The sequence below is a fragment of the Stutzerimonas kunmingensis genome (genome assembly GCF_900114065.1).
Taxonomy (GTDB): Bacteria; Pseudomonadota; Gammaproteobacteria; order Pseudomonadales; family Pseudomonadaceae; genus Stutzerimonas; species Stutzerimonas kunmingensis.
This window is the reverse complement of record NZ_FORS01000002.1, coordinates 750926-766375: the sequence shown is the minus strand read 5'-3', so window position 1 is coordinate 766375 and position 15450 is coordinate 750926. Positions and strand designations below refer to the sequence as shown.

General features: G+C 63.4%; 15 protein-coding genes. 7 read left to right on the top strand and 8 right to left on the bottom strand.

All coding sequences use genetic code 11. The features are described from left to right. Positions 1–61: 61 nt before the first annotated feature. The 4 genes from BM275_RS07935 (at position 62) to cysG (ending at position 4616) form a co-directional block, all read left to right on the top strand. Positions 62–1387 (top strand): replication-associated recombination protein A, encoded by a 1326-nt coding sequence (locus BM275_RS07935; protein WP_090520476.1) that lies wholly within the window; start codon positions 62–64, stop codon positions 1385–1387. Beyond that, positions 1384–1758, top strand: coding sequence for a fluoride efflux transporter CrcB (gene crcB / locus BM275_RS07930; RefSeq protein WP_090520473.1), 375 nt, complete (start codon positions 1384–1386; stop codon positions 1756–1758). The genes BM275_RS07935 and crcB overlap by 4 nt, the downstream gene beginning before the upstream one ends. Before the next feature lie 72 nt (positions 1759–1830). Further along, positions 1831–3111: a serine--tRNA ligase gene (gene serS, locus BM275_RS07925; protein WP_090520470.1), complete on the top strand. Its 1281-nt coding sequence runs from the start codon at positions 1831–1833 to the stop codon at positions 3109–3111. A gap of 110 nt (positions 3112–3221) precedes the next feature. After that, positions 3222–4616 (top strand): siroheme synthase CysG, encoded by a 1395-nt coding sequence (cysG, locus tag BM275_RS07920; protein ID WP_090520468.1) that lies wholly within the window; start codon positions 3222–3224, stop codon positions 4614–4616. Positions 4617–4643: 27 nt separating this feature from the next. On the opposite strand, the gene BM275_RS07915 is transcribed toward cysG, so the two are convergent. From BM275_RS07915 to BM275_RS07880, 8 genes are all read right to left on the bottom strand, one after another. Further along, on the bottom strand, positions 4644–5309 hold the full coding sequence (locus BM275_RS07915; RefSeq protein WP_014820088.1) for a response regulator transcription factor: 666 nt from the start codon (positions 5307–5309) through the stop codon (positions 4644–4646). Between the two features lie 53 nt (positions 5310–5362). Beyond that, positions 5363–5926 (bottom strand): PQQ-dependent catabolism-associated CXXCW motif protein, encoded by a 564-nt coding sequence (locus BM275_RS07910; protein ID WP_042923584.1) that lies wholly within the window; start codon positions 5924–5926, stop codon positions 5363–5365. A 103-nt stretch (positions 5927–6029) separates the two neighbouring features. Further along, on the bottom strand, positions 6030–6821 hold the full coding sequence (locus tag BM275_RS07905) for an ABC transporter permease (protein WP_020307413.1): 792 nt from the start codon (positions 6819–6821) through the stop codon (positions 6030–6032). Beyond that, positions 6818–7675: an ABC transporter ATP-binding protein gene (locus BM275_RS07900; protein WP_090520466.1), complete on the bottom strand. Its 858-nt coding sequence runs from the start codon at positions 7673–7675 to the stop codon at positions 6818–6820. The genes BM275_RS07905 and BM275_RS07900 overlap by 4 nt, the downstream gene beginning before the upstream one ends. After that, positions 7672–8643 (bottom strand): YVTN family beta-propeller repeat protein, encoded by a 972-nt coding sequence (locus tag BM275_RS07895; protein WP_020307415.1) that lies wholly within the window; start codon positions 8641–8643, stop codon positions 7672–7674. The genes BM275_RS07900 and BM275_RS07895 overlap by 4 nt, the downstream gene beginning before the upstream one ends. A gap of 18 nt (positions 8644–8661) precedes the next feature. Then, positions 8662–9150: a tetratricopeptide repeat protein gene (locus BM275_RS07890; protein ID WP_020307416.1), complete on the bottom strand. Its 489-nt coding sequence runs from the start codon at positions 9148–9150 to the stop codon at positions 8662–8664. Beyond that, positions 9147–10334, bottom strand: a complete 1188-nt coding sequence (locus BM275_RS07885; protein WP_090520463.1) for an ABC transporter substrate-binding protein — start codon at positions 10332–10334, stop codon at positions 9147–9149. The genes BM275_RS07890 and BM275_RS07885 overlap by 4 nt, the downstream gene beginning before the upstream one ends. After that, complete coding sequence (locus BM275_RS07880; protein ID WP_244153866.1) at positions 10331–12460, bottom strand: methyl-accepting chemotaxis protein; 2130 nt, start codon at positions 12458–12460, stop codon at positions 10331–10333. Before BM275_RS07880 ends, BM275_RS07885 begins: the two co-directional genes overlap by 4 nt. Positions 12461–12744: 284 nt before the next feature. Here BM275_RS07880 and BM275_RS07875 point away from each other — a divergent pair, with 284 nt between their 5' ends. The 3 genes from BM275_RS07875 to BM275_RS07865 are packed head-to-tail and all read left to right on the top strand — an operon-like array spanning position 12745 to position 15145. Further along, positions 12745–13182, top strand: a complete 438-nt coding sequence (locus BM275_RS07875; protein WP_014820096.1) for a cupredoxin domain-containing protein — start codon at positions 12745–12747, stop codon at positions 13180–13182. Between the two features lie 41 nt (positions 13183–13223). Beyond that, positions 13224–14489, top strand: coding sequence for a HAMP domain-containing sensor histidine kinase (locus BM275_RS07870; protein ID WP_090520460.1), 1266 nt, complete (start codon positions 13224–13226; stop codon positions 14487–14489). Then, positions 14486–15145 carry a response regulator transcription factor gene (locus tag BM275_RS07865; RefSeq protein WP_041013699.1) on the top strand — a complete coding sequence of 220 codons (660 nt, stop codon included), beginning with the start codon at positions 14486–14488 and terminating at the stop codon, positions 15143–15145. Before BM275_RS07870 ends, BM275_RS07865 begins: the two co-directional genes overlap by 4 nt. Positions 15146–15450 lie beyond the last annotated feature (305 nt).

The following is a 15450-nucleotide window of genomic DNA, read 5'->3' as shown; positions in this document are numbered from 1 at the left end:
GACATTCGTATCAGGCGGCCTGCGCAGCGGCTGGCCGCTGCAATCGAGGTAACCGTCCGCAATGGACCTGTTCAGCCGCGAACCTGTCGCCCAACCCCTTGCTGCGCGTCTGCGTGCAGCCAGCCTCGACGAGTACGTCGGGCAGGAGCATCTGCTCGCGCGTGGCAAGCCGTTGCGCGAGGCGCTGGAACAGGGCGCGCTGCATTCCATGGTGTTCTGGGGGCCGCCCGGGGTTGGTAAGACCACTCTGGCGCGGCTCCTGGCAAAAGTGTCCGATGCCCATTTCGAAACGGTTTCCGCCGTGCTCGCCGGGGTCAAGGAGATTCGCCAGGCGGTCGAGATCGCCAAGCAGCAGGCAGCCCAGTATGGACGGCGCACCATCCTGTTCGTCGATGAAGTGCATCGCTTCAATAAGTCCCAGCAGGACGCCTTCCTGCCTTACGTCGAAGACGGCACGCTGATCTTCATCGGTGCGACCACCGAGAATCCCTCCTTCGAACTCAACAACGCCTTGCTCTCGCGTGCCCGCGTCTACGTGCTGAAAAGTCTCGACGAAGCGGCGCTGCGTAAACTGGTCGCCCGTGCGCTGAGTGATCCAAAAGGGCTGGGTGACTTGCATCTGGAGCTGCCGGAAGAGAGCTTCCAGATGCTGCTGGCTGCTGCCGATGGTGACGGTCGTCGGCTGCTCAACCTGCTGGAGAACGCATCGGACCTGGCCGAGGAGGGCGGTAGCATCAGCACCGACTTGCTGCAGGATCTGCTGGGCGACAGCCGTCGCCGTTTCGACAAGGGCGGTGAGGCGTTCTACGACCAGATTTCGGCACTGCACAAGTCCGTGCGCGGCTCCAATCCCGACGCGGCACTGTACTGGTTCGCGCGTATGCTCGATGGTGGCTGCGACCCGCTGTACATCGCCCGGCGCGTCGTGCGCATGGCCAGCGAGGAGATCGGCAATGCCGACCCACGCGCGCTCCCGCTGTGTCTGAACGCCTGGGACGTGCAGGAGCGTCTGGGTAGCCCGGAAGGGGAGCTGGCCGTGGCGCAGGCAATCGTCTACCTCGCCTGCGCGCCGAAGAGCAACGCCGTCTACACCGCGTTCAAGGCGGCCATGCGTGATGCCGCCGAGAACGGCTCGCAGGAAGTGCCGCTGCATTTGCGTAATGCACCGACCAAGCTGATGAAAGAACTCGGCTACGGCAACGAATACCGCTACGCCCACGACGAACCGGATGCCTATGCTGCAGGCGAGGATTATTTTCCCGAAGCGATGGAGCCGCGGCGTTACTACCATCCGGCCCCGCGCGGGCTGGAAAGCAAGATCCGCGACAAGCTCGAGCACCTTGCCCGGCTCGACCGCGAAAGCCCGAAACAACGGAGAAAGGAATGATCCGCATGGCCTTCGCCGTCGCCTGTGGCGGCGTGATCGGGACTCTGTTGCGCTTTGCGCTGGCGACCTGGGTCAGCAATCAATGGCCACGGCATTTCTATCTGGCCACGTTGGCCGTGAACCTGCTGGGGTGCCTGCTGATCGGCTATCTCTATGCAACCTTTCTCGCCCGACCGGAGATCTCGCCGGAGCTGCGTGGCGCATTGATCATCGGCTTTCTTGGCGCACTGACGACCTTCTCCAGCTTCTCACTGGACGCACTGCGGCTGCTTGAAAGCGGTCAGCTGGCGACTGCCTTCGCCTATGTCGGCGGCAGCGTGTTCGGTGGCCTGTTGGCGGCCTGGGCCGGTCTGGCGCTCGCCAGGTTATGAACCGGCGCGCGTTCACAGTAAACTTCGCTCCCTCTTCGCCCTTCATCCAAGCTTTCACAGACGAGACCCACCATGCTTGATTCGAAACTGGTACGCACTCAGCTACAGGACGTGGCGGCCCGCCTGGCCACACGTGGCTACCAGCTGGACGTGGCGCGCATCGAAGCGCTGGAAGCTCAGCGCAAGACCGTGCAGACCCGCACCGAACAACTTCAGGCCGAGCGCAACGCGCGCTCCAAATCCATCGGCCAGGCCAAGCAGCGCGGTGAGGACATCGCGCCGTTGCTCGCCGACGTGGATCGCATGGGCTCGGAGCTCGACTCCGGCAAGCAGGAGCTGGATCGCATCCAGAGCGAACTCGACCAGCTGATGCTGAGCATTCCCAACCTGCCGCACGAGTCGGTGCCGGTGGGGGTGGATGAGGACGAGAACCTCGAGGTTCGCCGTTGGGGTACGCCGAAGACCTTCGACTTCGCCGTTCAGGATCATGTTGCCCTGGGCGAGCAGCATGGCTGGCTGGACTTCGAGACCGCGGCCAAGCTGTCCGGTGCGCGCTTCGCCCTGATGCGCGGCCCGATTGCCCGCCTGCATCGCGCCCTGGCGCAATTCATGATCGACCTGCACACCCGTGAGCATGGCTATGAAGAGGCCTACACGCCGTATCTGGTACAGGCGCCGGCGCTGCAGGGAACCGGCCAGCTGCCGAAGTTCGAGGAAGATCTGTTCAAGATCAGCCGCGAAGGCGAAGCCGACTTCTACCTGATCCCGACCGCCGAGGTGTCGCTGACCAACATCGTTGCTGGCGAGATCCTCGATGCTAAAGAGCTACCGCTGAAGTTCGTCGCCCATACGCCGTGCTTCCGCAGCGAGGCCGGAGCGTCGGGACGCGATACCCGCGGCATGATCCGTCAGCACCAGTTCGACAAGGTCGAGATGGTGCAGATCGTCGAGCCGTCTAGGTCCTTCGAGGCGCTGGAAGAGCTGACCGGCAACGCCGAGAAGGTGCTGCAGTTGCTGGAGTTGCCTTACCGTGTGTTGTCGTTGTGCACCGGTGACATGGGTTTCGGCGCGACCAAGACCTACGACCTGGAAGTCTGGGTGCCGAGCCAGGACAAGTACCGCGAGATTTCTTCCTGCTCCAACTGTGGCGACTTCCAGGCGCGGCGCATGCAGGCGCGTTACCGCAATCTGGAAACCGGCAAGCCGGAGCTCGTGCACACCCTCAATGGTTCGGGCCTGGCGGTCGGTCGTACCCTGGTCGCCGTACTGGAGAATTACCAGCAGGCTGACGGAAGTGTTGTGGTGCCCGACGTACTGAAGCCATACATGGGTGGTATCGAAACCATCGGCTGAGGCTGCAGCAGCGGTTCGGCATCAGGCCGGATCCTTGATATTCGACAAGGGGCATCGCGGCCGTAATGGCTGTCATGCCCATACCACCAACGACCCTCCAGGATTCGCCCATGGAATACCTCCCGCTGTTCCACAACCTCAAAGGCCGCACGGTGTTGATCGTCGGGGGTGGCGAGATTGCGCTGCGCAAGGCTCGGCTGCTGAGCGAAGCTGGAGCACGGCTGCGGGTGGTGGCGCCGAGCATCGAGGCGCAACTGGCCGAACTGGTAGGAGCGGGCGGTGGCGAATGCCTCAATCGCGGCTATGACCCGCAGGACCTCCAGGGCTGTGTGCTGGCCATCGCCGCCACCGATGACGAGCCGCTGAATGCCGCGGTTTCGCAGCATGCCAACGCGCTGGGTATGCCAGTCAACGTGGTCGACTCGCCGCAGCTGTGCAGCGTGATCTTTCCGGCGATCGTCGACCGCTCGCCGCTGGTGATTGCGGTTTCCAGTGGTGGCGATGCTCCGGTGCTGGCGCGGTTGATCCGCGCGCGTATCGAGACCTGGATTCCAGCGGCCTACGGGCAGCTGGCTGGGCTGGCCAAACAGTTCCGCGCTCAGGTCAAAGCCAAGTTCGCCAATGTTCAGCAGCGGCGGGTGTTCTGGGAGGAAACCTTTCAGGGACCGATCGCCGAACAGGCGTTGGCTGGGTGCAGCGCCGAAGCCGAGCGCCTGCTGGCGGAGAAGCTTGCCGGTGCAGCGCCGCGCGCGCTGGGCGAGGTTTATCTGGTAGGCGCTGGCCCGGGCGACCCTGACCTGCTGACTTTTCGTGCCTTGCGCCTGATGCAGCAGGCTGATGTCGTGCTCTACGATCGCCTGGTGGCGCCAGCGATCATCGACCTGTGCCGGCGCGATGCCGATCGCATCTACGTTGGCAAGCAGCGTTCGGAACACGCGGTGCCGCAGGAGCAGATCAATCAGAAGCTGGTGACCCTGGCCAAGGAAGGCAAGCGCGTTCTACGGCTCAAGGGCGGTGATCCATTCATCTTTGGCCGCGGAGGCGAGGAGATCGAGGAGCTGGCAGCCAACGGTGTGCCGTTCCAGGTCGTGCCGGGTATCACTGCCGCCAGCGGCTGTGCAGCCTATGCCGGCATTCCGCTCACTCATCGCGATCATGCGCAGTCGGTGCGTTTTGTCACCGGTCATCTGAAAGACGGCAGCTGCGATCTGCCCTGGGCGGAACTCGCCGCGCCGGCACAGACGCTGGTGTTCTACATGGGCCTGGTGGGTTTGCCGGTGATCTGCCAGCAACTGATAGCCCATGGACGTTCGGCGGATACGCCGGCGGCGCTGGTGCAGCAGGGCACCACCACCAATCAGCGTGTCTTCACAGGGACGCTGGAAACCCTCGCCCAGCGTATCGCCCAGGAGCAGGTGCAGGCTCCGACCCTGCTGATCGTCGGTGAAGTGGTTCAGCTACGCGAGAAACTGGCCTGGTTCGAAGGCGCCCAGGCGAGCGCCTAGCAGAAGATCGACGCTATCTGCGCCGTTTCAGCGGCGCAGATAGGCGGTGAAGTCGATGTCCCCGGCAGAAAGGATCGCCTGTACACGGTTGTGCACGTTGAGCTTGCGCAGAATCGCCGAGACATGTGCCTTCACGGTGGTTTCGGCGATGTCGAGGTTGTAGGCGATCTGCTTGTTGGATTCACCCTTGGTCATGCGCTCCAGTACCAGTAGCTGCTTGCGGGTCAGCGCCTGCAACAGTTCCGGCGGGATCGATTGCTCGTTGTGATGGGAGTGGCGGCTGCTGGGCTTCTGGCTGCGGATGATGTCCGAAGGAAGGTAGACGTTGCCGTTGAGGATCTGCTCGATGGCGTCGGTCATCTGCGCACGCGGCGAGGATTTGGTGATAAAGCCGACGGCGCCGTAGGTAATGGCCTGCAACACGATCTGCTTGTCCTGCTCGGCCGAGACGATCACCACCGGAATGGTCGGTGCTTCGTTGCGCAGATTGATCAGGCCGTTGAGGCCGTGCATGCCGGGCATGTTCAGGTCCAGCAGCACCAGATCGAGATCGTCGTGTTCCAGAGTCAGCGCCAGCGCGCTGTCGAGGTCGGCAGTTTCAAGGATTTCGCTGTCGGGGAAGCCGTCGCGAATGACGTTATGGATGGCTTCACGGAACAGCGGATGGTCGTCCGCAATCAGGATCTTGTACAAGGCCGGTCACCTCTTTGTTGTGATTATGGTGGGGGCATGCTGGTCAGGTGATGCTACTCATCGCCAGGCAGAGGCTCCGGAGTAGCAGGGTGCAAGGGCAGGCCCGCCTGTTCCCAACCGTCCACCCCATCGCGATACCAGTACAGTCGTTTGTAGCCCAGCGCATGGGCGCGCCTGGTGGCGTTCCAGCCGAGCCAGCAGTCAGACCGGCAGTAGAACACGATTGGCTGCTCGAGATTGCCCTGGCTGGCGCGGGCAAGGTTTTCGCTGAGGTAGCTTGCCCATTCGGGCTGCAGATCTCCATCGCCGGTGTTCGCCAGCCAGATGCTGCCGGGAAGGTTTGCATGGGGTTCGCTGTCGATGAAACGGCCGGCGAGCCACTGGCTCCGATACACGTCCACCAGCACCACATCGGATTGTTCTTCCAGCAAAGCCTTTAACGCGGTCGTATCCAGAGTCTGTGCACCGTCGATGGAAGGCGGTGTCGGGCTGCGGTACTGCGTCTGGCGATAGCCGTCGGTGGAGAACAGGGCGAGCTGCTCTTCGGCCGCGGCAATCGTGGGTAGGCAGACCCCAGGCAGCGCGGCGATCAGCAAGGGCAGCAGCGACCTGAACATAGTCCGTATTCCATGGCGTTTCGATAGGTCGATTACAGAGCAAAGGGCCTGTCTTTTAAATCCTACGATGGAGGGGAAAACCGATACCAAAGTAGTAGATCGCTCAGGCTGAGCGGCGCAAGGCCGCATGTTGTGGGTTGAAACTGATTACTGCGAGAAGACTGAACAGCAGGGTCAGTCCGAGGCAAACCATCAGTGCGGTCGGCGCCAGGCGCAGATAAAGCGCATGACGAACCAACTCCGCAGCGTGGGTGAAGGGGTTGAGGGCGCAGATCCAGTACAGCCACTCGCTTGCCTCACGCATCTTCCACAGCGGGTAGAGCGCCGACGAGAGAAAGAACATCGGAAAGATCACGAAATTCATCACGCCGGCAAAGTTCTCCAGCTGACGAATGCCGTTGGAGAGCAGCAAACCCAGGGCGCTGAGCAGCAGCGCCACCAGCAGCAGGGCGGGCAGGGCGGCGATCAGCCCAAGCGGTGGAGGCTGTACGCCGTAGAACCAGGCGATGGCGAGAAACGCATAGACCTGCAGCAAGGAGATCAACGCCGTGGCGACGAGCTTGCTGGCCAGCAGAAAGCTGCGCGGCAACGGGCTGGTCAGCAACACGCGCATGCTGCCCATCTCGCGGTCGTAGACCATCGAGAGTGAACCCTGCATGCCGTTGAACAGCAGGATCATGCAGGCCAGCCCCGGCACGATGTAGGTTTCGTAGGTAATGTAGGTGTCGTACGGCTCGATGATCGCGATGCCGAGCGCCGCGCGAAAGCCTGCGGCAAACACCACCAGCCAGAGTAGTGGCCGTACCAGGGCACTGAAGAAGCGCGAACGCTGTTGCACGAAGCGCAGCCATTCGCGCAGAACGATGCCGCGCAGGCATTCCCAGTAGATGATCATGAACTTTTCCGCCCGGAATCGAGGGTCGCGCGCGTGCCGGGAGCAGCCCCAGGGTTGGAAGCCGGCGTCGCAGACGCCGCGTGCCCGGTTTCGACTGCTCGCGGCGCGCTGTTGAGCAGGGCGCTCTGGTGATCGAGGCCGCTGCCGGTCAGCCGTGCAAAGCTCGCGGCCAGGTCTTCGCCTTCGGTGGCCAGGGTCGCGGCACGCCCCTGAGCCACCAGGCGGCCGCGGTTGAGTATCAGCAGATCGTCGTCGTCTTGGACTTCATCGAGCAGGTGCGTGGTCCACAGCACGCTCATACCCTGCTCCTGGCAGAGTAGGTGTACATGCTGGTTAAGCCCCTGGCGGCTGGCGGGGTCGAGGCCGGCGCTGGCCTCATCGAGCAACAGCAGCTCCGGTCGGTGCAGCAGGGCACGGGCGATTTCCACACGGCGACGGTGACCACCGTTGAGTTCGCGCACCTTGCTGCGTCGCCGCTCGCCGAGCTGCTGGCGCTGCAGTTCCAGCTCGATACGTTCGTTGGCCAGGGCCCGCGGCATGCCATGCAGCGCCGCGTGGTAGCGCAGGTTCTGCTCCACCGTAAGGTCCAGGTCCAGCGTGCTCTGCTGGAACACCACGCCAAGACGCGCAAGGGCCTTGCGCGGCGTTTCACGCAGATCGAAGCCAGCGATACGGATCTGCCCCTGCTGTAGATCGTACAGGCGGGTCAGCAACGCGATCAGTGTCGATTTGCCGGCTCCGTTCGGACCGAGCAACGCAGTGAAACGCCCCTGCGCTGCGGTAAAACTCACCCCGTCCAGCGCCCGCCGCTCACCATAGGCGAACGCGACGTCGCTGACCTCCAGCGCGTTCATGGAGTGACCACCACGCCCCATGGATAGCGGCCGACCTTGATCGACTTGGTGACCTTGAGCTTGTCGACGTCGATCACCGAGACGTCGCCGCTGACGCCGTTGGTGGTCAGCAGCAGGCTTTCGTCAGGGTTGAATGCCATGTGCCAGACGCGGCGGCCTACCAGCAGGTAGTCGAGCACCTCGTAGGTTTTCGCATCGACTACGGCGATGTGATTGGCCGGGCCGAGCGCAACGAAGGCGTACTTACCGTCGGAGCTGAGTTTGATGCCCACCGGCTGGACCTTGTCCGGGTGCACGCCCTTGATCTTGAACGTCAGGGTCTTGAGGATCTCGCGCTTGTCCACGTCCACCACGCTGACCGTGCCGCCGATCTCGGCCGATGCCCATAGCTGCTTGCTGTCCCTGGTGAACTCCACGTGGCGGGGGCGCTGGTCGACCAAGGTGTTGTCGACCAGTTCGTTGGTGCTGGTATCGATCCAGTGAAGCATGTTGGTGGTTTCGCTGGTGTTGACCGCCCACTTGCCATCCGGGCTCACCCCCATGCCCTCGGGCTCGACGCCGACGTCGATCTGCGCCAGCACTTCTTCCTTGTCGACGTCGACCACGGTCACCAGCGCGTCGTCTTCATTGGAGATGTACAGCCATTTGTTGTTCGGGTGCAGGGCGAACTGCTCGGGATCGGCGCCCGACGGTAGCTGCTTGATGATCTGCCGCGTGGCCAGGTCCATCACCTGCACGGTGTCCGAGTCGCTGGCGCAGATGTACAGCAGCTCGTTGTCATGGGAGAGCGTGAGGCCGCGCGGACGCATGCCGACTTCCAGGGTCTCGACGGTTTCCATCGTGTCCAGATTGATCACGCTGATGCTGTCGTCTTTTTCGTTGGAGACATAGGCGGTGGCGGCGACAGCCGAGCCTGCGGCAAGGCTGAGGGCAATGGCGATGGCGGAGGCAAGGGCAGTTCTGGGCATGGTTGGACTCTCTTGTCGTTATTGTGTGATGGGGGCAGTGGCGTCGCTGCTGTCCAGCTGACGCAGATATTCTTCGGCTTCTTCCTGGCCGCCGGCGGCTGCGCGCTGCAGCCAGTGGCGTGCGGCGACCTGATCGGCTTCGACGCCACGACCTTCGGCCAAGGCGACGCCCCAGTGGTAGCGCGCCAGGCTGACATAGCTGGCATCGTCCGGTTGCTCCGCGCCTTGCTTCAGCAGTTCGGCGGATTTGCGCAGGTCCGGCGCCATGCCGCTGCCGCTCTCGTACATTTGCGCCAGCGAGATCATCGAGTAGACGTCGTTCCAGCGCTTCACGCAGTCTTCGAAGATCGCCTTGGCGGCATCGAAGTTGCCGGTCTTCGCCGTCACGTAGCCATAGAGGCATTTGATGCGCTTGGGGCTGTCGACATAGGCCTCATAGCCCAGCTCGTCGGCGCTGGCGGGCAGTGTGGCAAGGCCAAGCAGCGCGGCTGCAGGCAGACGAATCATGGGCGCGCCTCGTTCAGGCGGCAGCTGCTTTCCGGTGCGTCGAAGCCGAGGGTGTCCAGTTCGCTGGTGGGATGCAGGAAGCCGTCCTGCGGCGAGTTCGATACCAGGGCGCGCGGGTGTACCAGCGGGATCGGCTGGCGCAGCTGGCCATTCCATGGGCGGAAGCTCAGCTTGCGACCCTTGAAACCATCCAGTGGCAGCTCACCGCTGAGCGACAACTGACGGATTGCCGCAGCGTCCGTGCTACGCAGGCGGGTGACCGCCGCCGCGAGGCTGCGTACGCCCATCCAGGCGGCGAAATCGCGGTCGTTCATCCAGCGCTTGGCATGCGCCTCGAAGCGTTTCTGCAATTGCGCGGCACCGTAGGTTTCCACCGTCTTGTGCCAGCCGGTGGCAGTCAGGCCCTGGGTGCCTGCCACCGGGCGCGGCAACCAGGTGTGATATGGCACGTATTCACCGAAGTCGCCACGTTCGTCGGCCACCAGCACCACGTCGTATTCGGCGCCCTGGGTGAACAACGGCATCTCGGCCTGGGCGCTGCGGCGTTGGTCGTTATCGAAGCTCCAGGGCTTCTCCACCACGATGCGGTGACCGAAGCGCTTGGCCGCGCGGCGCAAAGCATCGGCATAGGCCTGATCCTCAGCGGTCGGACCGACGATCAGCATCCAGCGATTCCAACGGCGTGCCGCGAGGAACTGGCCGAGCGCATCGGCGAGCATGCTGCGGCTGGGCAGGGTGTGCAGGACATTCGCCAGGCAACTCTGGCTGCGCAGTGCATCGTCGGCACTGCCGGCGTTGATCAGCAGCGCTTCCGGCATGGCGTCCGACAGCTGGCGCAGGGACGCAGCCGGAGCGTTGACCACGAACAGGCGCAGACCGTCGGCGTATTGCTTGCCAGCCTGTTCCAGAAGTTCTTCCGGCGTTTCGCTGGTGGCTGCTTCGAGCACATAGCTGTGCTTGAGAAAACGTCCCGTGCTGTTGCTGTCGGTGATCGCCAGTTCGGCGCCGCGCAGGCCGGCGTCTTCGGACTCAGGAATGACGTTGGAGAGCACCGGGCCGGTGTCTGGGCGATAACCGAGATAACCGATGCGTATCGCCAGCTCCGTGCTGGCAGCCGCTGCAGCGAACTGCGTGCAGCAAGTGAGGGCGATCAGGAAACCGGCTCGTCGTAATACGTGGCTCATGGGCAGCTCCTGTGACGTTGCAGGCAGCATAGGAACCATGGCAGAGCGGGGGAATATGCAGAAAGTACCAGTCGCTGTGTACCAAGGTCGTAGAAGTGACGATGAAAAGGCGGCGCAGGCCCTGCGCCGCCCCGGCCCTTAGCGGACTCGCCTGACCTTGAATCGGCCACCTGCACGATCATTTGCTGCGCTTGCTGCGTCAGCTCCTGTGCGGCCTGCGTCGATTGCTCGGAGTTGCTGCTGTTGTGGTGCACCACTTCATCGATCTGGCCGATGGCCAGGCTGACCTGTTCGATACCGGACGCCTGCTGGCTCGACGCCGAGGCGATCTCGTCGACCAGCTGCGAAACCTGTGCCGCGCCCTGAACGATCGCTTCCAGCGCCCGTGCCGTGTCGTCGGTGAGCTCCATGCCCTTGATCGTCCGCGCATTGGATTCCTGGATCAGACGGGTAGAGCGCTGTGCGGCCTCGGCACTGCGGGCTGCCAGCTGACGGACTTCATCGGCGACCACCGCGAACCCGCGGCCGTGCTCGCCGGCACGGGCCGCCTCGATGGCCGCGTTCAGCGCGAGGAGGTTGGTTTGCGTGGCGATCTCTTCGATTGCCCTGATGATGTTGGTGATATCCAGACCCGACTGGTTGATCTCCTGCATTGCCGCTTTCAGGGTGACCATCAACTCGTTGCCACCGCGGGCCGAATGCTCGGAATCGCGCGAGAGGGCGTTGGCTTCGCTGGCGTATTCGGAGGTCTGGCGAATCTGCGCAGCCATCTGGTTGATGGTGGCGCTGATTTCGGTCACCGCGGAGGCCGATTCCGTTGCGCCGCTGGAAAGATCCTGGCTGAGGCTCGTCACCTGGCCGGCCTTGTCGTTGATCAGCCCTGAGCTCTGCTGGACCTGGAATACCAACTCGTTGAGGTTGTCGACCATTCGCCTGAGCGCAAGCCCGAGCTGGTCGTGCTCCGAAGCCAGACGGACTTCCACCGCCAGGTCGCCCTGGGAGATGCGTTCCGCCACGTGTACCTGCTCCTGCAGGCTGTCGGCCATCCGGTCGAGGCTGGCGGATAGCTGGCCGACTTCGTCCGCGGACTGGTGCGCCAGGCGCTGGGAAAAGTCGCCTTTCTGAATGGCACCGGCCAGCTGCGCGGCTTTGCGAATGGGCAGGGCGACCGAGCGGGAAGAAAACCACAGCGCAAGCACGGCGAGGATTGAGATGAGCACGCCTGCGCCGATCTGCTGCAGCATGCTCCGATCGCTCTTGGCGTCCATCTCGGTCTTCAGCTCGGTGGCCTTGGCCAGCACGATTTCCTTGTTGATCTTCAGCATCATCGACCAGGGCTTGCCGGTACGACCCAGCTCGATGGGTGCGAACACCACGATCGTGCCGTCTGCATCCAGACGGGCGAGTTCTTCGCCCTTTTGCACGGCGCTCAGAGCCGTCTGCCACTCGTTCGGCAATACCTTCTGGAAGTGCTGGCCAATCAGGTCTGGCGAGCGGCTCTCCGCCACGATCAGCCCCTGGTCACTGATGATCGCCACTTCGCCCCGGCCCTCGAACAGCTTGCCGGATACTTCCTGGCTGATCTTCTGCACGAAGTCGAGGTTGTAGTCGGTGCCCGCCACACCCATGAAGCGGCCATCGACGATGATCGGAACCGAAAGCGTCGCCAGCCATACCTGCTTGCCCTGCACGATGTAGGGCAGCGGGCCGAGCACGCTTTCCTTGAGCGTTTCCCGCGGCCCGATGTACCAGCCGCCCTTGAGTACGCCGTTGGGGTGCTTGTCCATGGTGTCGTACTCGACCAGCGGCTGCACCGCGATCTTGCCGTCTGCGCCCCGCGTCCAGTAGGGCGTGAAGCGACCGGTCTGCTCGTTGTTACCGTTCTGGCCACCAGTGAATAGGAAATCCTGGCCGTCGATCGCGTCCGGCTCCCAGCACGAGTAGGTGCCGTTGAAGTCCGGATAGCTTTTCAGCACGTTGAGCAGAATCGAGTTCACCTCGTCCCGGCCAACCTGCAGCCCACCCGAACCCGCCGGGTTCAGCTTGCCGACCGCAAAGGTGGCGGCCCCGGAGATGTAAACGGTCTCGCACGGGGCGGCCTGAAACGGGTGATGCCCAAACGACATCATGCATACCTGGATATTGCGGCCGCGCTGGCCGGAAGTTGATCGCTACCTTGGTACCGCTACCTTGGTACTGATTCGGCTCGCTCGGCACTCCGGGTTTGCGCCGCAAGGTTGCCTCAGCAGGTGACGCCGCCGGTGTTTGGCTGGATTCGGCTCGCCGCAACTCCCATGAAAGTGGCCGGTACGCCCGATCCGTCGGTGCCAGAGCGCTACCAAGGTAGGAAGCTGGGCAGGGCGGGGCGCCTTAGGATGGCGCCACCGAAAACAATAACGAGGCCATTCCCATGCCCACTTACAAAGCGCTGTTGCTCAACCTGCTGTTCGTTGGCAGCCTGGTCGGATTCGATCACAGCCACGCCGCTGGCGACCTGACCCGTCGTACGCAGGCTTTGCCGGATCTGAAGTTCGGTTCCGAGCAGAGCGACTACGCGGTGTCGCAGAAGGAATATCAGCTGGAAACCGGCGTCGCCTACCAGCTCAAGGTCAGCTCCGATGGCCAGAAGGAGTGCGCGTTCCAGGCGCCTGAGTTCGCCCAGTCGATCTATCTGCGCAAGGTCGAGGCCGGTGGTGTGGAGATCAAGGCGATCACGCTGGTCGAGCTGGAGTTCGAGGATGCCGGCGAGGCGGAAATCTTCTTCCTGCCCGTCAAGCCGGGCAGCTACCCGTTCTACTGCAAGGGGCTGCAGAACAAGGGCATGGAAGGCCGGTTCGTGGTCAAGTGAAGCGGACTGGCGCTCGGCGCTGATCACGGGGAGTTGCCGATATGTCCGCACTCTGGCGAATCAATCTGCTGGTCACGTTGCTCTTCACCCTGATCACCATGGTCTGTCTGGCAGTATTGCTGCGCCAGGCCGCCCACGATGTAAAGCGTGAGCTCGATGCCGCGGCGGCGGTGGTTGGCTATCTCGGCGAGATGGCCGAGCGCGATCCCGACTCGCTGCGCCCGGGCCTGACCGATAGCCTGCGCCACATTCGTGTGCGCTGGCTGGACGCCACTGAATCGATGCCCGTCGGGGGCGATCCAGCGCTCGACAACTGGCTCGGGTCCTGGCTGTACCCCGCCGAACTGTCGTCACCCAGCGTCCTTCAGCTTTCCAACGGCCAGCGGCTGCACATCAGCGTCGATCCGCATGACGAAGTCGAAGAGGTCAGCGATTCGTTGTTGCAGTTGCTTGTGCTGTTCGGCCTGGCGCTGCTGCTCTGCCTGCTGGCGATCCGCTGGGCCGTGCGTCCGGGCATGCGAGTGCTCAGCGAGTTGCTTGGTGCACTGGTGAGCATCGCCGACGGCCGACTCGACACCCGCCTGCCATCGCATCGCTTCGCCGAGTCGCGCAGGCTCGCCGAACGCTTCAATCACATGGCCGCTGCACTCGAAGATGCGCGGGCCGACAATGAGCAACTGACCCAGGCGCTGCTGGCGCTGCAGGAACGTGAACGCACCCGTCTGGCGCAAGCGCTGCATGACGACCTCGGCCAGTACCTGGCCGGCATCCGCGCGCGGGCCTGTCTGCTGCGCGTCCAGGCGGACCAGCCCGACGCCGTTCGCGATACCGCGGCGCACCTTGAGCAGCACAGCCTCGATCTGCAGAACGGCTTTCGCACGCTGGTGCGAGACCTGTATCCGGTGATGCTCGATCACCTGAACCTGGAAGACGCCATCGGGCAACTCGCTGAGCAGTGGCAGAACACTCAAGGTATCCAATGCGATGTCCAGCTGCGTGGAGCTATTCCAGCACTGTCGATGGACGCCAAGGTGCATCTCTATCGCATGGTGCAGGAGGCGCTGACCAACGTGGCGCGGCATGCGCGTGCGACTCGCGTGTGCCTGCATCTGTGTGGGAATCACAACGGGCTGCGCCTGTTGCTGCGAGACGATGGCCATGGGTTGCCGCCAGAACGGCCGGGAGTCGGCCTGCGCTCGATGGTCGAGCACGCGCGCTGTCTGGGTGCCCGGCTGCGTGTGCGCCACCGCGCCGGCAAGGGTTGGACGCTCTATCTCAAGTTGCCTTTGCAAGGAGCCACGTCATGAAGATTCTGCTGGTGGATGACCACGCGGTAGTGCGTCAGGGCTACGCGAGCCTGCTCAAGGCTTTGCTTCCCGAGGTGACAGTCAGTGAAGCCGCCAGCGGTGAGCAGGCGCTGGAGCAGGTGCAGGAATCGATTCCCAGCCTGGTCGTGCTCGACCTCGGTCTGCCGGGCATCAGTGGGCTGGAAACCTGCCGGCGCCTGCGTCAGCGGTTGCCGCTGATGCCGGTGCTGATCTTCAGCATGCACGACGAGCTGGCACTGGTCCGGCAGGCACTGGATGCTGGCGCCTCCGGCTATCTGACCAAGCGCTGCGCGCCGGACGTGCTGGTGGAGGCGGTGCGCAAGGTGCTTGCCGGGCAGACCTTCATCGAGCAGCCGCTGGCGACCGAACTGGCCTGCCAGCGCCCTTCGCAGTCGCCGATGAAGGGGCGACTGGCCGATATGACGCCGCGTGAAATGGAAATCTTCATCATGCTCGCGCGCGGCATCGGTAATCGGGAGATCGCCGAGCGGCTGTGCATCAGCAGCAAGACCGTCTCGAACCATATGGCCCTGCTGAAAAGCAAGCTGGAAGTCAGCTCCCAGGCCGAACTCGTGCACCTGGCCATCGATCAGGGCTTGCTTCGCGTCGGCGACCGCATGGTGTGCGAGGCCTGATCGGCCTTAACCGTTTCGGATATTCCTGGCTCCCTGCGGCGATGCGGGGCATGCCTGTCTGCTGGGTCCGCAGCACCTCTTCAATCTACTCCCAAAAAACGCCTGCCCGCCTGTACACGGTGGGCGGGGCGCTTGTGCCTTGCGAAAGTCGTGGGCCCCAGCTAGTGCGCTGGTCGTAAGACCAATCTCCATGCGGCCGGGAATTTTTCCCGCTAGAGCCGGGAATTCTTCCCTGTCGGCACCGCGCCACGGCTCTTGATAATCGCGTCTGGCAGGTTGCCAGCATGCAGTAGTCCGCGGGTCTC

What these genes read in the sequence shown, in the direction of transcription:
- BM275_RS07935 (WP_090520476.1), top strand. Translation starts at nt 62, where the DNA reads ATGGACCTGTTCAGCCGCGAACCTGTCGCCCAACCCCTTGCTGCGCGT.
- crcB (WP_090520473.1), top strand. Translation starts at nt 1,384, where the DNA reads ATGATCCGCATGGCCTTCGCCGTCGCCTGTGGCGGCGTGATCGGGACT.
- serS (WP_090520470.1), top strand. Translation starts at nt 1,831, where the DNA reads ATGCTTGATTCGAAACTGGTACGCACTCAGCTACAGGACGTGGCGGCC.
- cysG (WP_090520468.1), top strand. Translation starts at nt 3,222, where the DNA reads ATGGAATACCTCCCGCTGTTCCACAACCTCAAAGGCCGCACGGTGTTG.
- BM275_RS07910 (WP_042923584.1), bottom strand. Translation starts at nt 5,926, where the DNA reads ATGTTCAGGTCGCTGCTGCCCTTGCTGATCGCCGCGCTGCCTGGGGTC.
- BM275_RS07905 (WP_020307413.1), bottom strand. Translation starts at nt 6,821, where the DNA reads ATGATCATCTACTGGGAATGCCTGCGCGGCATCGTTCTGCGCGAATGG.
- BM275_RS07900 (WP_090520466.1), bottom strand. Translation starts at nt 7,675, where the DNA reads ATGAACGCGCTGGAGGTCAGCGACGTCGCGTTCGCCTATGGTGAGCGG.
- BM275_RS07895 (WP_020307415.1), bottom strand. Translation starts at nt 8,643, where the DNA reads ATGCCCAGAACTGCCCTTGCCTCCGCCATCGCCATTGCCCTCAGCCTT.
- BM275_RS07890 (WP_020307416.1), bottom strand. Translation starts at nt 9,150, where the DNA reads ATGATTCGTCTGCCTGCAGCCGCGCTGCTTGGCCTTGCCACACTGCCC.
- BM275_RS07885 (WP_090520463.1), bottom strand. Translation starts at nt 10,334, where the DNA reads ATGAGCCACGTATTACGACGAGCCGGTTTCCTGATCGCCCTCACTTGC.
- BM275_RS07880 (WP_244153866.1), bottom strand. Translation starts at nt 12,460, where the DNA reads ATGTCGTTTGGGCATCACCCGTTTCAGGCCGCCCCGTGCGAGACCGTT.
- BM275_RS07875 (WP_014820096.1), top strand. Translation starts at nt 12,745, where the DNA reads ATGCCCACTTACAAAGCGCTGTTGCTCAACCTGCTGTTCGTTGGCAGC.
- BM275_RS07870 (WP_090520460.1), top strand. Translation starts at nt 13,224, where the DNA reads ATGTCCGCACTCTGGCGAATCAATCTGCTGGTCACGTTGCTCTTCACC.
- BM275_RS07865 (WP_041013699.1), top strand. Translation starts at nt 14,486, where the DNA reads ATGAAGATTCTGCTGGTGGATGACCACGCGGTAGTGCGTCAGGGCTAC.